Source organism: Burkholderia sp. BCC0322, from assembly GCF_902833045.1.
In the GTDB taxonomy this organism is placed as follows: domain Bacteria; phylum Pseudomonadota; class Gammaproteobacteria; order Burkholderiales; family Burkholderiaceae; genus Burkholderia.
This window is the reverse complement of record NZ_CADFDU010000002.1, coordinates 176,516-192,256: the sequence shown is the minus strand read 5'-3', so window position 1 is coordinate 192,256 and position 15,741 is coordinate 176,516. Positions and strand designations below refer to the sequence as shown.

General features: G+C 64.3%; 12 protein-coding genes and 2 pseudogenes. 7 read left to right on the top strand and 7 right to left on the bottom strand.

The window, feature by feature from the left end; translation table 11 throughout:
• The first annotated feature begins 20 nt into the window (after positions 1-20).
• From HWX39_RS36780 to HWX39_RS06935, 4 genes and pseudogenes are all read left to right on the top strand, one after another.
• Positions 21-463 (top strand): annotated as a pseudogene (locus HWX39_RS36780) (hypothetical protein).
• 65 nt (positions 464-528) lie between these two features.
• Complete coding sequence (locus tag HWX39_RS06945) at positions 529-987, top strand: DUF1795 domain-containing protein (protein ID WP_175966467.1); 459 nt, start codon at positions 529-531, stop codon at positions 985-987.
• A gap of 21 nt (positions 988-1,008) precedes the next feature.
• On the top strand, positions 1,009-5,247 hold the full coding sequence (locus tag HWX39_RS06940) for an RHS repeat-associated core domain-containing protein (RefSeq protein ID WP_175966465.1): 4,239 nt from the start codon (positions 1,009-1,011) through the stop codon (positions 5,245-5,247).
• 6 nt (positions 5,248-5,253) lie between these two features.
• Complete coding sequence (locus HWX39_RS06935; RefSeq protein ID WP_175966463.1) at positions 5,254-5,814, top strand: DUF1629 domain-containing protein; 561 nt, start codon at positions 5,254-5,256, stop codon at positions 5,812-5,814.
• 580 nt (positions 5,815-6,394) lie between these two features.
• Here HWX39_RS06935 and HWX39_RS06930 read toward each other — a convergent pair.
• A pseudogene (locus HWX39_RS06930) lies at positions 6,395-6,916 on the bottom strand (mechanosensitive ion channel family protein); the annotation flags it as partial.
• 328 nt (positions 6,917-7,244) lie between these two features.
• Here HWX39_RS06930 and HWX39_RS06925 point away from each other — a divergent pair.
• Positions 7,245-8,963 (top strand): SulP family inorganic anion transporter, encoded by a 1,719-nt coding sequence (locus tag HWX39_RS06925; protein ID WP_175966460.1) that lies wholly within the window; start codon positions 7,245-7,247, stop codon positions 8,961-8,963.
• Positions 8,964-9,184: 221 nt separating this feature from the next.
• Here HWX39_RS06925 and HWX39_RS06920 read toward each other — a convergent pair whose 3' ends face one another.
• The 5 genes from HWX39_RS06920 to HWX39_RS06900 form a co-directional block, all read right to left on the bottom strand.
• The gene (locus HWX39_RS06920) at positions 9,185-10,630 is read right to left on the bottom strand and encodes a DHA2 family efflux MFS transporter permease subunit (protein ID WP_175966458.1); all 1,446 of its coding nucleotides are present in this window, start codon (positions 10,628-10,630) and stop codon (positions 9,185-9,187) included.
• The gene (locus tag HWX39_RS06915; protein WP_175966456.1) at positions 10,627-11,190 is read right to left on the bottom strand and encodes an isochorismatase family protein; all 564 of its coding nucleotides are present in this window, start codon (positions 11,188-11,190) and stop codon (positions 10,627-10,629) included. Before HWX39_RS06915 ends, HWX39_RS06920 begins: the two co-directional genes overlap by 4 nt.
• 67 nt (positions 11,191-11,257) lie before the next feature.
• Positions 11,258-11,713: a MarR family transcriptional regulator gene (locus tag HWX39_RS06910; protein ID WP_175030829.1), complete on the bottom strand. Its 456-nt coding sequence runs from the start codon at positions 11,711-11,713 to the stop codon at positions 11,258-11,260.
• Between the two features lie 72 nt (positions 11,714-11,785).
• A complete protein-coding gene (locus tag HWX39_RS06905; protein WP_175966454.1) occupies positions 11,786-12,019 on the bottom strand; it encodes a hypothetical protein in 234 nt (77 codons plus the stop codon).
• 44 nt (positions 12,020-12,063) lie between these two features.
• Positions 12,064-13,158, bottom strand: coding sequence for a serine hydrolase (locus tag HWX39_RS06900; protein ID WP_175966452.1), 1,095 nt, complete (start codon positions 13,156-13,158; stop codon positions 12,064-12,066).
• Positions 13,159-13,412: 254 nt separating this feature from the next.
• On the opposite strand from HWX39_RS06900, the gene HWX39_RS06895 reads away from it, so the two are divergent.
• Complete coding sequence (locus tag HWX39_RS06895) at positions 13,413-14,393, top strand: hypothetical protein (RefSeq protein ID WP_175966449.1); 981 nt, start codon at positions 13,413-13,415, stop codon at positions 14,391-14,393.
• A 71-nt stretch (positions 14,394-14,464) separates the two neighbouring features.
• Here the strand turns inward: HWX39_RS06895 and HWX39_RS06890 are convergent, their stop codons facing one another.
• On the bottom strand, positions 14,465-14,782 hold the full coding sequence (locus HWX39_RS06890) for a hypothetical protein (RefSeq protein ID WP_175967619.1): 318 nt from the start codon (positions 14,780-14,782) through the stop codon (positions 14,465-14,467).
• Between the two features lie 51 nt (positions 14,783-14,833).
• On the opposite strand from HWX39_RS06890, the gene HWX39_RS06885 reads away from it, so the two are divergent.
• Positions 14,834-15,709 carry a LysR substrate-binding domain-containing protein gene (locus tag HWX39_RS06885; protein ID WP_175966447.1) on the top strand — a complete coding sequence of 292 codons (876 nt, stop codon included), beginning with the start codon at positions 14,834-14,836 and terminating at the stop codon, positions 15,707-15,709.
• Positions 15,710-15,741 lie beyond the last annotated feature (32 nt).

The window sequence follows — 15,741 nt, the reverse complement described above, 5'->3', positions numbered from 1 at the left end:
TCGTGGAATGGATTCGGGAAATGACGAACGTTCTTGATTCGGCGCCGTGTGTCAGGCGAGAGGCGGTCCTCGGCGTATCCGGGGTGCTGTATGTCCTCTCGCTGACGATGCCGCCGATGCATTTCGGAAAAGAATCGTCGCTCAGCGGGCTGTCGGTTCTCGCCCAAGGCTGGTGGGACTTTTCATGCTCAATCCGGCATGGCTTGCCAATCCGCTCTACGTCGTTGCGGCCGTCCAGTTCGCCCGGAACCGATATACGCGCGCGACCCAGTTTTCGGCCGCTGCGCTCGCGTGTGCGCTCCGTCCACTGTTCACGACAAAGTGGTACTTCAACGAAGCAGACGCGACGCCGATATCCGGCTACGGCGTCGCGTTTTACGTGTGGCTCGTCGCGCATTTCGTATTGCTCGCGGACAGCGTGCGCTTGCGCCGGGAGAGCACCGTCGTGCTGCGGGGAAAATGAGTGTCGGCGCGTGTGGCCGCTGATTTCGACCCATTCCAACAACTACACGTCACGAGAGAACTAGCATGACGGATTCCGAAGACCGTATCCGGATTCACGAAGGCAGCATCGTCCTGCCGGACGGTTTCGAGGATCGCACGACCAATCTCTTCGTGCCGGCCGATACGGCCGCACAGCCGAACCTCAGTGTCGCACGCGACTGGCTCAAGGACGGAGAGGCCCTTGCGCCGTATATCGATCGTCAGATCGCGCTGCTCAAATCGCGGTTGCAGGGACACCGGGTGCTTTCGCGTCAGTCTGAACGGCTTGGAGCTGAAACGGATGGAGTGCCTGGGGAGCGCATTGACGCTGCCTATCGGAACGGTCCGAAGACCGTTTTTCAACGGCAAGGTGCATTCATTGTTGCCCCGGGGCGCGTGCTGATTTTTACCGCATCGAGCGCGAAGAGCTTCGGCGAAACGCTCGACGCGTTGTGGCGCAACTGGCTCGACGGTTACCGTTCGGCAGAACAAGAGTCGGCATAACAACAGCAAAGGACAATCATCGTGTACGAAGCCGCACGAGTCACTGATCCGATCGATCACACCAGCGCACTTGCGGGCTTTCTGGTCGGAGCCGTGCTGGGCATTGCCCTGATCGCCGCAGTAGCCTTCGCCACATTTACATGCGGCTTCGGCGTGGCGTTGCTGGCTGGCATGATGGCCGGTATCGGAGCGCAGGCTCTCCTATCAATAGGGGAGTCGATCGGCAAGATGTTCAGTTCGCAATCCGGCAACATCATTACTGGTTCACCGGACGTCTACGTCAACTCCATGTCGGCGGCCTACGCGACGCTGAGCGGCGTGGCTTGCAGCAAGCACAATCCCATCCCGCTTGTCGCGCAAGGCTCGACGAACATTTTCATCAATGGGCGTCCCGCGGCGCGAAAGGACGACAAGATTACCTGCGGCGCGACGATCGCCGGCGGTTCGCATGACACGTTCTTTCACGGCGGCACGCAGACGTACCTGCCGGTTGATGACGAAGTGCCGCCATGGCTGCGGACCGCGACGGAGTGGGCGTTCGTGCTTGCGGGGCTGGTCGGCGGGTTGGGCGGCTTGTTGAAGCAGGCTGGCGGGCTGTCGCGTGCGGTTCTGCCGTGCGCTGCGAAGTTCATCGGCGGGTACGTGCTCGGTGAGGCGTTCGGACGCTACGTTGCCGGGCCCGCGATCAACAAGGCGATCAGCGGGATGTTCGGCAACCCGGTCGACGTCACGACGGGAAGAAAAATCCTATTGGCCGAATCGGAAACCGACTTCGTGATCCCGAGCCCGATGCCGGTCGCGATCAAGCGGTTCTATTCGAGCAGCATCGACTACGCGGGGACGCTCGGGCGCGGCTGGGTGGCGCCGTGGGAGCTTCGTCTGCATGCCCGCGACGGGCGACTCTGGTACACCGACGCGCAAGGGCGCGAGAGCGGATTTCCGTTGCTGCGTGCCGGGCAAGCTGCATTCAGCGAGGCCGAGCAACGGTATCTGACCTGTACGCCCGACGGCCGCTACATCCTGCATGACATCGGCGAGACATATTACGACTTCGGCCGATACGAGCCGGACTCCGGCCGCATCGCGTGGGTGCGCCGCATTGAGGATCAGGCGGGGCAGTGGTGCCAGTTCGAGCGTGATAGCCGCGGCCGCGTCACCGAGATTCTGACGTGCGGCGGGTTGAATGCCGTGCTCGATTATGAGCAGGAACACGGACGCCTTGGCGCGGTCACGCTCGTTCATGGCGATGAGCGCCGGCTGGCCGTCGCTTACGGGTACGATGAGAACGGCCAGCTGGCGTCGGTGACGGATGCAAATGGGGCGGTCGTGCGCCAGTTCGCATATACCAACGGCCTGATGGCGAGTCATGTGAACGCACTGGGTTTCACGTCGAGTTACGTGTGGTCGACGATCGAAGGGCAGCCGCGGGTTGTCGCGACGCGCACCAGCGAGGGCGAGGACGCGACGCTCGAGTACGACATCGAGGGCCGTCAGACCCGCGTACGGTACGTCGATGGCCGCACTGCGCACTGGTGCTTCGACGCACAGTTTCAGATTGTCGAGTACACCGACTTCGACGGCGGACTCTACCGGATCAAGTACAACGACGCCGGCATGCCGGTGATGCTGATGCTGCCGGGTGAGCGCACGGCCGAATTCGAGTACGACGACGCAGGCAGAATCGTCGCCGAGACTGATCCGCTTGGCCGCACGACTCGCACTCACTATGACGGTAACAGCATGCGGCCCGTGGAAGTTGTCGGGGCGGACGGTGGGGCTTGGCGTGCAGAATACGATCCGCAAGGCCGGTTGCTGTCGAGCCAGGATCCGCTTGGCCGCGAGAATCGTTACGAGTATCCGAAGGGACTGACCGCGTTGCCGATCGCGCATATCGACGTGCGTGGCGGACGCAAGACGCTTGAGTGGAATCGTCTCGGAGAATTGGTTGCCTATACGGACTGCTCCGGTAAAACCACGCGCAGCAGTTTCGATGCGTTTGGACGGCCGCTTGCACGCGAGAACGCGCTGGGGCAGCGCGTTGTGTATGACGTACGTCCGACCGGCGAACCACGTCGCATCACGTATTCCGACGGCAGCACGGAGACTTTCGATTACGACGCGGCCGGGCTAGTCGTGCGGCACGTCGGCCTCGGAGGACGGATACAGCAGTCGCTGCGCAATGCACGCGGTCAACTTGTCGAAGCGATCGGTCCTGCCGGACGACGGACCCGCTATTACTATGACGCGGCGGGGCGCTTGCGCGAACTCCAGCAGGACCACGCGCGCTATGCGTTCACGTACAGCCCTGGCGGACGTCTGTTGACCGAAACGAGGCCGGACGGTGTCCAGCGGCGATTCGAGTATGGCGAAGGCGGTGAATTGCTGGGTCTGGACATCGTGGGCTCGCCGGACCGTTATGCGACGGCGGATCGTCCGACCCGTACGATCCGATTCGAACGCGACCGGATGGGTAACCTAAAGGTCCAGCATACGCCGACCGATGTTACACGTTACGAGCACAACAAGAATGACCAATTGGTGAAGGTCGAGCGTACACCGACGTCGGCGGGTATTGCACTCGGCATCACGCCGGACGTAGTGCATTTCGAATACGACAAGGTCGGTCGTCTTGTCGCCGAACACGGTGCGAATGGCGACGTTGAATACGAGCTTGATGAACTCGGCAACGTGATATCGCTGACGCTGCCGAACGATCAGACGCTACAAATGCTGCGTTACGGCTCCGGTCACGTTCACCAGATCCGCTGCGGTGATCAGGTGGTGAGCGACTTCGAGCGTGACGATCTGCATCGTGAGATCGCGAGAACGCAGGGGCGGCTGACTCAGCGTTTTGCCTATGATCCGCTTGGCCGAAAAGTCTGGCAGTCCGCTGGCTTCCAACCGGACGCACTCGGTCGAGGACGCGGGCAGTTGTGGCGTAACTACCGTTACGACGCAGCGGGCGAACTGATCGAGACCAGCGACAGCCTGCGTGGCAGCACGCAGTACAGCTACGATCCGGCCGGACAACTGACACGTCGCGTGAACACCATGGATCGGCAGCTCGAGGAATTTGCTTGGGATGCCGCAGGCAACATGCTCGACGACGCACAGCGCAAGAGTCGCGGATACGTAGAAGGCAACCGTCTGCGGATGTGGCAAGACCTGCGCTTCGAATACGATCCGTTCGGCAATCTGGCGACGAAGCTTAGCGGAGCCAACCAGGAGCAGCGCTTCATTTACGACGGGCAGGACCGGCTGATTTCGGTGCGTACGCAGGACGCGCGTGGCGCGGTCGAAACACGCTTCCAGTACGATTCGCTGGGCCGGCGCATTGCGAAGACCGATACCACATTCGATGTACGTGGCGTGAAACTGCGCAGCGAGACGAAACGGTTCGTATGGGAAGGGTTGCGCCTCGCGCAGGAGGTGCGCGAGACAGGCGTGAGCAGCTATGTGTACAGTCCGGATGATCCGTACTCGCCAGCGGCCCGCGTCGATGCGGTGATCGCGGAGGCCCTGGCGGCGGCCGCGATCGATACGGCGAGGCGAGCATCGCGGATCTACCACTTCCATACGGATCTGGCGGGGGCGCCGCAAGAGCTCACCGACGAGGCGGGCGAATTGGCGTGGGCGGGGCAATACACGGCGTGGGGCAAAGTCGAGCCGAGCAGGCGGCAGCTCACAACCGCGCGGACGGATCAGCCGCTACGCTATGCCGGTCAGTATGCCGACGAAAGTACGGGCCTTCACTACAACACCTTCCGGTTCTATGATCCGGACGTGGGACGGTTTATCAATCAGGATCCGATTGGGTTATACGGCGGCGGAAATCTATATGCCTATGGCCCGAATTCTCAGCAATGGACCGACCCATGGGGTTGGTGTTCAGTCAAGCTGAGTAACAATATGGAGAAGTCGGGCATAACTCGCCCGGCCAACTCTGCTGCGCACCATATCGTCGGCGATACTTCGAAGCAAGCTGCGCCTGCGCGTGCTATTTTGACAAAATACGGTATTGATGTTGACTCTGAATTGAATGGGGTGTTTTTGCCTAATAGGAATAATGCCGACAATCTTGGCGGCATATTGCATAATGGGAAGCATCCTGATGTTTATTTTCAGAAGGTCAACCAACTCCTGCAAAGGGCTGATCTGGGTGGCAAGCAAGCTGTTCTTGACCAATTGCAAGCGATAAGAGAGACGCTGCAGAATGCATCCAGAGATACGCCTTGGAAGTCCGTTCTTTCTGAATTGTGAGGCTATATGGGTAATATTTATGGCATGAGACAGGATGAGGCATTTCAGCCTCTCGTTCAAGTCGATGATGATGGTGAAATAGCATATGACAAGAGCGTAGCTATACGAGCAACCGCTCTGTGCGGGCGAGGGTTTGGTCAAGATTATAACCCCGTTAAGCTTACGTGGGGCACTTCACGCAGAAAAAAGACTAGCGACGTTCATACGATGCTATCTCCGTTTCTCGTGTTTAGTGAGAGGGCATTTGATGCATTGGCGCCGCTACTTCACGACAGCGGGGAGGTATTGCAGGTCGAGGCTCCGATAAAAGGCATGCTCGGATTTCATGTAACCAGGCTGATAGAGAATGCCGTCGATATGGACGCGTCAAAATTCAAAGTCTATCCTCAGGCGACGGTTTTTAATAAGATATATCTTCTGAGAAGTCGTATCGAGGGGGGTGATATATTTCGCCTAAAAGAAAGTCCTGCAACAGTATTTGTTTCCGAGCGTTTTAGGGAGCTGGTGGAGCAGAATAAGTTAAAAGGGTTCGATTTTGGGGAGGTTATTTCGCAATCTGAGAAATAAGATTGCGCAACCCTCGGTGACTGGTCAGGGCATGGCGCAGGTGACCTCGATTTCACAAGAGTAACTTGTGAGAATCATGCGTTGAGGGGGCGACTTCTGGGCCTCTATGCGCGGGTAGGCCGATGAAAGGAATTTTTATGGAGCAGCAACGTTGTCACTCGATCAGTTGAATCGAATGCGAGAGGCACTTCGTCCATACGGACTGAAGTTGCTGGAACTAGAATGGAAAGGTTGGCACGCGCAGTATCGATTTCGATGTCGCAAGGGACATGAATCAAGCCGATGCGGCTCCTAAACCGACTCTCCCGATCCGCATTGTCGCGGGGCGAGGAACCTTTGTATCGAGAGAGGTTTGAGACAGGCTTCCTTCGGAACATTGACGTCGCGCCAATTGGATCGCCACCCAGTGGGCTGGACGACAACCGCAGGAAAGGTAGAGCGGAGCTTGGACGGTTTATCGTTTAAATGTGGCGAGCACGGAAGATATATGATTTAGTCAGCCATTTGTGGGATTGGTTCCATTCGGTTGATTTCGCCCAAATTGGAAGTTATTTGGTTGTTCCACCGGAAGTAAATCGAGTTCTTCCACAATCAGCATCAGCACCGCGGACATCGCGCCGATGCCGGACAGCAGCAGGCCGATCTGCTTGCCGGTAGCATCGCCGATCACGACCAGCGCGGCGGTGATGAACATCACGAGCTTGACGAGCTGCATCGCGCCTTTCAGCGACAGGCGCGGCTGGTCGCGATGGTGCGTGCGATGCGTGTGTTCGAGCGCGGACAGCGTCGCGCTGATCGTCATCGACACGAGGAACACGAGCAGCGCGAACAGCACCTTGTCGGCGACCTGGGCGGCCTTGTCCGGAATGCCGGGCACCGCGCCGAGGCCGAGCTTGATCACGACGAACGGGACGATGCGGTTCAGCCACTTGAACGCGCCGAACTCGAACAGCGCGTCGTCGACGCGCGTGGCGGAAAGCCGTGCGAGCCGCGCGACCACGCGGAACAGCAGGAAATGGACGACGGCGGTGATCGCGCCGGCGGCGGCGAGCAGGATGAGGATGCCGACGAGCGGCGCAAACCAGGATTCGTTCAGGGTCATAGGGGCGAACAGGGGCCTTCTTGTGCGTTGAATCGGCGCCGCGGCGCGGCGCGCGCCCGGTGAAGGGCACATGAAAGGGACCGTGATTGTGCCATCGGGTTCCAGGCACGTTGCCGTGGATGCCGGGTGCGCGGCTCCCGAACCTCCTCACCATTGCGCAGGTATCCTCTGTAATCGGGTGACGGCGGGTGATGAAAACGCATCACCGCAAGTCGCCGCACGTGCGTGTGGCCGGATGCATTGCGCACTTGCCATGCGATGCCTGTCCGGGGCACGATGCGCGAACGGCTTTGCGAACCACGTCACCCCGTAATCACGCATTCCACGCATGCAAGATTTCAACGAAAGCCGCCCGTCGGGCGTGCGGCTGCTGAAAGGCATCCTCCCGATCCGCCGTGGCGGGGCCATCCGCGACATATTCGCGGGCCTTTCGCTCGCGTCGATGGACATCCCGCAGGTGCTCGGTTATGCGCGCATCGCCGGCATGCCGGCCGTCACGGGCCTCTACACGGTGTTCCTGCCGCTCGTCGCGTTCGCGTGCTTCGGCGCGTCGCGGCATCTGGTGGTGGCCGCCGACTCCGCGACCGCGACGATCTTCGCGAGCCGGCTGTCGTCGATGGCGCCGGCCGGCAGCGCCGAGTATGTGGCGCTGGCCGGCATGGTCGCGCTACTGACCGCCGCGATGCTGCTGCTCGCGCGCATCTTCAAGCTCGGTTTTCTCGCCGATTTCCTGTCGCGCACGGTGCTGGTCGGTTTTCTCGCCGGCGTCGGCGTGCAGGTGTCGATCGCGATGCTCGGCGACATGCTCGGGCTGGCCGTGCCGTACCCGGCGTCGCGCAGCCTGGCGCAGCTCTTCTACGTCGTCACGCATCTCGTCCACGCGAACCGGCCGACGTTCGCGCTCGCGGCGCTCGTCGTCGTCGCGATTCTCGCGTGCAAGCGGTTCCTGCCGCGCGTGCCGATGCCGATGATCGCGGTTGCGGGCAGCATCGCGGCAAGCGCCGCGTTCGGATTCGCCGCGCACGGCATCGCGGTGCTCGGGCCGGTCGCGGGCGGGCTGCCGCCGTTGCGCTGGCCGTCCGTCACGTGGCAGCAGTTCCTCGATCTCGTGCCGGTCGCCGCGTCGTGTTTCGTGATGATCATTGCGCAGAGCGCGGCCGCCGCGCGCGTGTTCGCGCAGCAGTACGACGAGGAGGTCGACACCAACGCCGACATCCTCGGCCTGGCGGCCGCTAACGCGGCTGCGGCGGTGGGCGGCGCGTTCGTCGTCAACGGCAGCCCGACCCAGACGGCGATGGCCGACGGCGCGGGCGTGCGCAGCCAGATCGGGCATCTCGCGTTCGCGGCCGTGGTGGCGGTGGTCCTGCTGTTCTTCAGCACGTATCTGCAGTTCCTGCCGCATGCGGTGCTGGCCGGCATCGTGTTCACGATCGCGCTCGGGCTGATCAACCTGCGCAGCCTCGCCGCGATCCGCAAGGAAAGCCCCGGCGAATTCACGCTCGCGCTGGTGACGGCCGTGGCCGTCGTGACGGTCGGCGTCGAGCACGGCATCCTGCTGGCCGTCGCGCTGTCGCTGATGCGGCACGTGCGCCACAGCTACCAGCCGCACACGATGGTGCTCGAACCGGTCGAAGGCAATGGACGGTGGCAGCCGGTGCCTGCCAGGCGCGGCGCGATGACGGCGCCGGGGCTGATCGTCTACCGGTTCGGCTCCGACCTGTTCTTCGCGAACGATCACCTGTTCACGGCCGAAGTGATCGAGCTCGTCGATGCGGCGCCGGTGCCGACGCGCTGGTTCGTCGTCGATGCGGGCGCGATCACCGACATCGACTATTCGGCCGCGCGGACGCTGGCCGACCTCGTCAGGATGCTGCACGCACGCGGGATCGGCGTGCTGTTCGGGCGGGTCAGCCGCTATCTGCGCGCGGACATGGATCGTCACCGGATCACGGAGATCGTCGGCGCGTCGTGCATCTTCCCGACGCTGCACGAGGCCCTGGAAGCCGCCGGTACGACGTTGGCGTCGCAGGAATCGGGCATCGTTTAACGGGAACCGGCGCCGGGCGGCAGCCCGCAAGCGCGCGAAGCCGTTGCGCAGGTGGCGGGCGCGTTCCGTTGCGGCCGGCGTGCGCTGCCTGCGTTGCAACCACGGAGCGGCAGTGGCACTCGCTAAATGCAGGGCTCGGCGCGTTGCTGGCGGTGCCGATCGTGCCGATGTGGCTGCCGTGGCGATGCCGCGCGAGGCGCAGCGCGACGCAATGTCCTTGGTCAGCGCGAACCGGCGCCGGCGGGTTTCCCGCCCGCACCGGCCGACGCCAACGGCAGCCGCAGCGTCGTGACGAAGCTCGCCGCGTGCAGCGCGCAAAGCAGGCCGAACGCCCACGCATACGCGTTCGCCTGCGTGCCGCCGCTCGCCACCGATTCGGCCTGCAGCCGCCACGCGAGGAACAGCGTGCAGACCGTCGTGAACGTCGGGCCGCCGAGACGCTGCACGATATTGAGCGAGGTCGTCGCCATCGGCAGGTTGCGGCGCTCGACCGACGCATACGCGGCGGAAATCGACGGCGCGCCGATTGCGCTCTGGCCCATGCCGCGCAGAAACAGCGCCGGCACGAGCAAGTACGGATCGTAGCCGGTCAGTGCGAGGAACACGAACGGCAGCGTCGCGAACAGCGCGAGCAACGCGCCGGCGGCAGCCAGCCGCCGCACGCCGAACCAGTTCGTCAGCGCGCCCATCGACGGGTAGGTGACGAGCATGCCGAGGCCCATCGGCGCGAGCAGCCAGCCCATTTCGCCGGGCGTGCGGCCGCACGCCTGGATCAGGAACACCGGAATCAACATCTGGCCCGCGAACAGCGCGCCGTTCGACAGGAACTGCGTTGACGCGGCTGCGCCGAACACCTTGCCGCGAAACAGCGCCAGGTCGATCAGCCCGTGGTCGCCCTTGCGCGTTTCGACCCGCAGGAACGTCACGAGCAACAGCGCGGCCGCGACGATCGCCGCGATGCCGAGTGCTTCGTTGATCCGCTCGATGCCGTACAGGAACAGCACGAGCCCCGGCGACAGCAGCGCCAGGCCGACCCAGTCGAGTTCGCGCGGCTGCGTGTCGTCGCGGTCGCCGGGCAGGAACCGCACGGCCAGCGTGAGCGCCAGCATGCCGACGGGCAGGTTCACGAGAAACAGCCAGCGCCACGACGCGTGCTGCAGGATCGCGCCGGCGACGACCGGGCCGAGGATCGGCGCGAGCAGCACGGGCACGGCCGCGAAGCCGATCACGCGCGCCATCTGCTGGCCGGCGACGCGCGCGATCATCATCTGCGCCATCGGCGCGAGCAGCCCGCCACTCACGCCTTGCAGCACGCGGAATGCGATCAGCGACGGCGCGGACCATGCGAGCCCGCACAGCGCCGACGTGAGCGTGAACGCCGAGAAACACCACAGATACAGCGCCTTCGCGCCGATCCGGTCGACGAGCCAGCCGTTCAGCGGCAGCACCAGCGTGAGCGCGAGCAGGTAGCCGCTCGTCACCCACTGGATCGTCGCGAGGCTCGCGTGCAGGTCGGTCGCGAGGCTCGACAGCGACACGTTGACGATCGTCGCGTCGAGCTGCGACAGCAGCGAGCCGAGTACCGCGACCGCGCTGACCTTCCAGATCGACGGATCGGGGTGCCCGGCCGCGCGGCCCTGCGCCGTCCGGGCGTGCGGGTCGCTCACGCGCCGCGCCGGTCGAGCAGCGCGACGATGTCCTGCGTCGTGCCCGTCTCGCCGAGGCGCGGGAACAGACGCTCGACGCTGTTCACATGCCTGTCCACGTCGAGGTCGGTCATCGCGTCGACGGCGAGCGTGACGTTGTAGCCGAGTTCGTACGCCTGCCGTGCGGTCGATTCGACGCCGATGCTCGTCGCGACGCCGGCCAGCACGATCTGCGTGACGCCGGCCGCCTTCAGGTGCGCGTCGAGGTCGGTGCCGGTGAATGCCCCCCAGGTCTTTTTCGTCACGAGGTGATCGCCCGGCTGCCGGTTCAGTTCGGGCACGAGTTCGGCCCAGTCGGCGGGAAGCGGGTCCACGCGCACCTGCTGCTGCGTGCGGCCCGGAGCGCCGCCCGCGACGTTGACGAGCACGACCGGCAGGCCGCGGTGGCGGAATGCGTCGAGCAGTGTGCGGGTGTGCGCGATCACCGGTTCGACCGGGTGCGCGGTGGGGAGGGCAACGATGCCTTTCTGCAGGTCGATGACGACGAGTGCCGTGTTCGTGTCGAGACGGGTTGCGCTCATGATGGGACTCCGTGAAAGGGACGAGGAAAGCCGTGCGCGCGAATGCCGTGGGGCGCGCTGGCCGGATTCATTGCTCGCCGATGCGGCGGATCAGCGGGATCGCGGCGGCGAGCGTGTCGATGTCTTCGGGATCCAGTTGCTCGATCGCGGCGCCGAGCCACTTGTGTTTCGCGGCGTTGCGCTTGAGCCGTGCATCGAGGCCGGCCGCGGTCAGCCGGAACAGGATCTGGCGGCCGTCGGTCGGATGCGGTTCTCGTTCGACGAGACCGTCTTCCTCGAGGCTTGCGAGCGTCGCCTTCATCGACTGCGGCTTCATCGCTTCAGCGCGCGCGAGGTCGGCGGTCGTCATCGGCCCGTGCCGTTCGAGGCGCGCGAGCGCGCTCGTCTGGGACATGCCGAGCCCTCCGGATTCGATCTCGGAGCGCAGCCGGCGGATCAGCTGGCCGACCGCGAGGGTCAGGTCAGCGGCGACGATGTCGGCGGAAACGCCGGGTTTGCGTGGCGGGTTCATGCGACGGATCATATGGCACGACAGTTAAACTTGCAAGTTTAACTGTCGAATTGTCCGCCGAATCGAGGTGCAGCGGGAGGGCGGTCATGCGCTGCGGAGCGGGAGCGGGACGACTTCGCTGTATCTCGGGGTCGCGTTCTCGTGCAGCAGGTCGCCGAGGTATTGCGCGAGTTCGTCGGCGGCGAGCGTCGGCGGAACATGCAGGTTGGCCGGGCGCCGTTTGCCTTCGGTGCCAAGATCGAACACGGCCCAGCGACCGTTCGTGCGCACGACGGCCAGCAGCCGTCCGAATGCGTTGAAGCGGTATTCGTCCTGCATGGCGTCGCTCCCATAGGGTGAACGCGCCGGCCGCCCGTGTGCGCTTACTGGATCGAGCAGGACAGCCAGCGGTGGATCTTGATGGCATCGCTCGAGACGCCCGCGCGCGTGGGTGCGCCGAGCAGCACGACCGTTTCGCGGCGGCCTTTCACGCGCATGCGCATCACGACGCCGTGCCCCGACTCGTTGATGAAGCCGGTCTTCTGCAGCCGGATCGGCAAGCGGCGGTAGCGGACGAGCGGGTCGGAATTCACATACAGCAACTCGCCGTCGCCCGGGCGCACGGTGGTCGACGTATCCGTCGAGAAATAACGGATCAGCGGATCCTGCGCCGCCGCGCCGACGAGCTTCGCGAGATCCTCGGCCGTCGACACGTTGTGCGGCGACAGGCCGGTCGGCTCGCGGAAGTGCGTATGGCGCATGCCGAGCCGGCGCGCTTCGCGATTCATCGCCTTGACGAAGGTGGCGCGTCCGCCCGGATAGTCGCGGCTCAGCGCGGCGGCCGCGCGGTTTTCCGACGACATCAACGCGATATGGAACATCTCGCGGCGCGACAGTTCCGAGCCGACCTGCAGGCGCGACCCGGTGAACTTGATCGTGTCGCGGTCGTGCGCGGTGACGCGCAGCACGCCGTTCAGCGGACGGTCGGCGTCGCGTGCGACCACGGCCGTCATCAGCTTCGAGATCGACGCGATCGGCCGCACGGCGCGTGCGTTGCGCGCCAGCAGCGGCGTGCCGGAGTCGACGTCGAGCACGTAGGCCGCGCGTGAATGGAGGGAATTGACCGCGCGCGGGCTGTAGCCGCAACTCGCCATCAGGCGCGGCTTGGCGGCCGGGCGCGGGCGCACGGCGGTCGCGCGCTTGGCGCGACGCTGCTGCGGGGCCGGTGCCGCGTGACGCTTGACTGCCTGGTGCTTCACACGCGGGCGGCGATGCTTGACGGCCTTCTTGTTGCGCTGGGCCGGCTTCTTCTTGACGGTTTTCTTGACGGCTTTCGCCGGCGCATGAGCGTGCGCGGCGCGCGGCGGCGGGTTGCGTGGCGTGGACGATGCGTTTGTCGAGAAGGCGAGCACCAGCATCGACAGGGCGACGAGCAGGGTGGCTCGGGCGAAGGGCAGGCGCGCGATGAGGCCGGTCAAGCGAACGTCTCCTTTTCACGCGCGGTGAGGCTGCGTGGAACGTATGGGTGGTCAGCGGGATGCGGAAAATTATACGGTCGATCGCGGGGCGATGACGATTGAAGGCGGGAAACGATCCGCGATCCGGCGAATGGCGCAGGCACTGTTCGGCGGGGTGACGCCGCTTTGCGTGGCGATTTGCGTCGATATGCCGCGCCTGCCTGACAAACGATGGAACAGCCGGCAAGATGTCGAGATCATTTTCAGGAGCGCCCATGTCCAGCCGCCCGCACGCGTTACCCGTGCAGCCTTGCGTATCGATCGACAGCCTGTCCGCGACGGGGGAACTGGTTGCCTGCAACGTCGGACCGGATGACGCGTTGTACATGGCGTTTGCGCTGGAGCCGCGCGATGACCGGACGCTATCGAGCGGCGGGTCGTTTGCGAAAATTGTGCCGTCGGCGTCGCAGCGGTATCGCGTGATTGCCTGGCAGGGCGCCGAGGTTCGCCTGGACTGCGTGATCGATAACGCGCCGTTCAATATTCACGACATCCAGCCTGTCGGCGACGATCTGTTGCTGGTGTGCTGCCGGTCCGTCCGCCGCGGGGACGACGATTTCGACCTGAATGGCCGGTTCTATCGGCGCGACGGCACGCCGTGCGGCGCAATTCTGCTCGGCGACGGCATCGCGGCCGTGCAGGCCACGGCTGCCGGGGAAATCTGGACGTCCTATTTCGACGAGGGCGTTTACGGCAATCTGGGCTGGGATTCGCCGGTCGGTGCGCCAGGGTTGATCGCATGGAGCCGGGCCGGCGAGAAGCGCTATGCGTTTGCTCCGTCGCCGGGGTTCGGGCCGATCGACTGCTGTTATGCGCTCAACGTTCCGGACGACCGGGACGCGTGGATCTACTACTACAACACATTCGCGCTCGCCCGCGTGCGCGACCGGCAAACCGTCTGGTCATCGCGCATGCCGGTCAGCGGCAGCCATGCGTTCGCGGTCATGGAGGATGTGACGCAGCCCGACGGATACGTGGCGCTGCTCTGCGGCTCGTATCGGGAACGTGACATGTTGTACCTGGTGCGTATCGATGGCGGTGGCAACGCTCGATTGGTACGCACGTATCGCTTGCAGCGCGACGGTTCCGAACCGGTCGAGATCGCCCGAATGACTGGCCGCGGCCGCGTGCTTCATGCGGTCGCGACGGACGGCAACTGCTATCGCATCGATATCGCCGACCTGGCGCTCGGGTGAGGGCATCGCGCGTTGTGACGTCGCGACGGCGAGGGCAGGCATGAACAGCATGCACGGGCGTCGCCTGCCATTCAACGTGGCCAGTTCCGCCGCGACACCACCGCGAAGCTGAGCGCGATCCATCCGGTCACGGGGCGCGGCGGCGCGTCGTTCATCGCGCTCATCGCGTCAACGGCATCGCCGAAACGAAAGCCGCGGCCACGGCCGCCGGCGCGTTCGGAACGCTCGACGCGTCCGGCGCGACGTTTCGGCGGGCGCGGATCGGCTGTTGCGGCGCGCCCGTCGTGGGCGGCCGGTGCGCACGAAGCGTCGCCGGGCGGACATTCACTGACGAGATCAACGGACATGACGGGCGATTCCTGAAAGGGCATGTCCGTATTGAACGTCATCGCATTCGATCGGTAAAATGAATGTTTTGATCGTTGAGATTCCTTTAAAGAATGGAATTGAAACTTCTTAGAACATTCCTGACCGTCACCGAGCTGTGCCATTTCAGCCGCGCGGCCGATTCGCTGCACATGAGCCAGCCGGCACTGAGCAAGCAGATCGGCGCGCTCGAGGCGAGCCTCGGCGGCAAGCTGTTCGAGCGCGGCCGACATGGTGCGGAGCTCACCGCGTTCGGCGAGCGTTTCCTGCCCGATGCGCAGGCGCTGGTGCGCGACGCGGACGAGATTCTCGCCCGTGCGCGTGAGCTGTCGAGCGGGCAGCGCGGTCATCTGCGGCTGGGCATCTGCCTGTCGGTGCTGACGCTCGTGCCACGGCTCGTCGCGGAGTTTCGCAGCCGGAATCCTGGCATTGCCGTCACGCTGAGCGACCTGTCGTCCGCGGAGCAGACGCGTCGGTTGCGCGCGGGCAAGCTCGATGCCGGGTTCCTGCGTCTGCCATCGGACGAAGGACTGTCGTCGTTCAAGGTGATCGACGAGGCGCTGGCGCTGGCGGTGCCGCCGCATCTCGGCCTGAAGCGTGTGCCGGCCGATCTCGGCACGCTCAACGAAATCGGCTTCATCGCGTTGCAGCGCGCACGCGGGCAAGGGTTGGCCGCGCAGGTCGACCGGTGGTGCGTCGAACGCCGCTTCGTGCCGCACGTGACGCAGCAGGCCGAAGACGTGCAGTCGGTGCTCGCATCGGTTGCGGCCGGCGCGGGCGTCGCGTTCATTCCGTCGCGTGCGCAATATCTGCTGCGTGACGCGACCGTATTGCCGCTCGACGGCAAGGACGCGAAGTGGCGCGTCGGGCTCGCATGGCTGTCGGGCCGCGACGATCCCGTCACCACACGCTTCGTGTCGTTCATGCGTGCCGCGATCAAGCATGCATGATGGACGAAGCGGTATAGTGTCCGCGGCCGGCG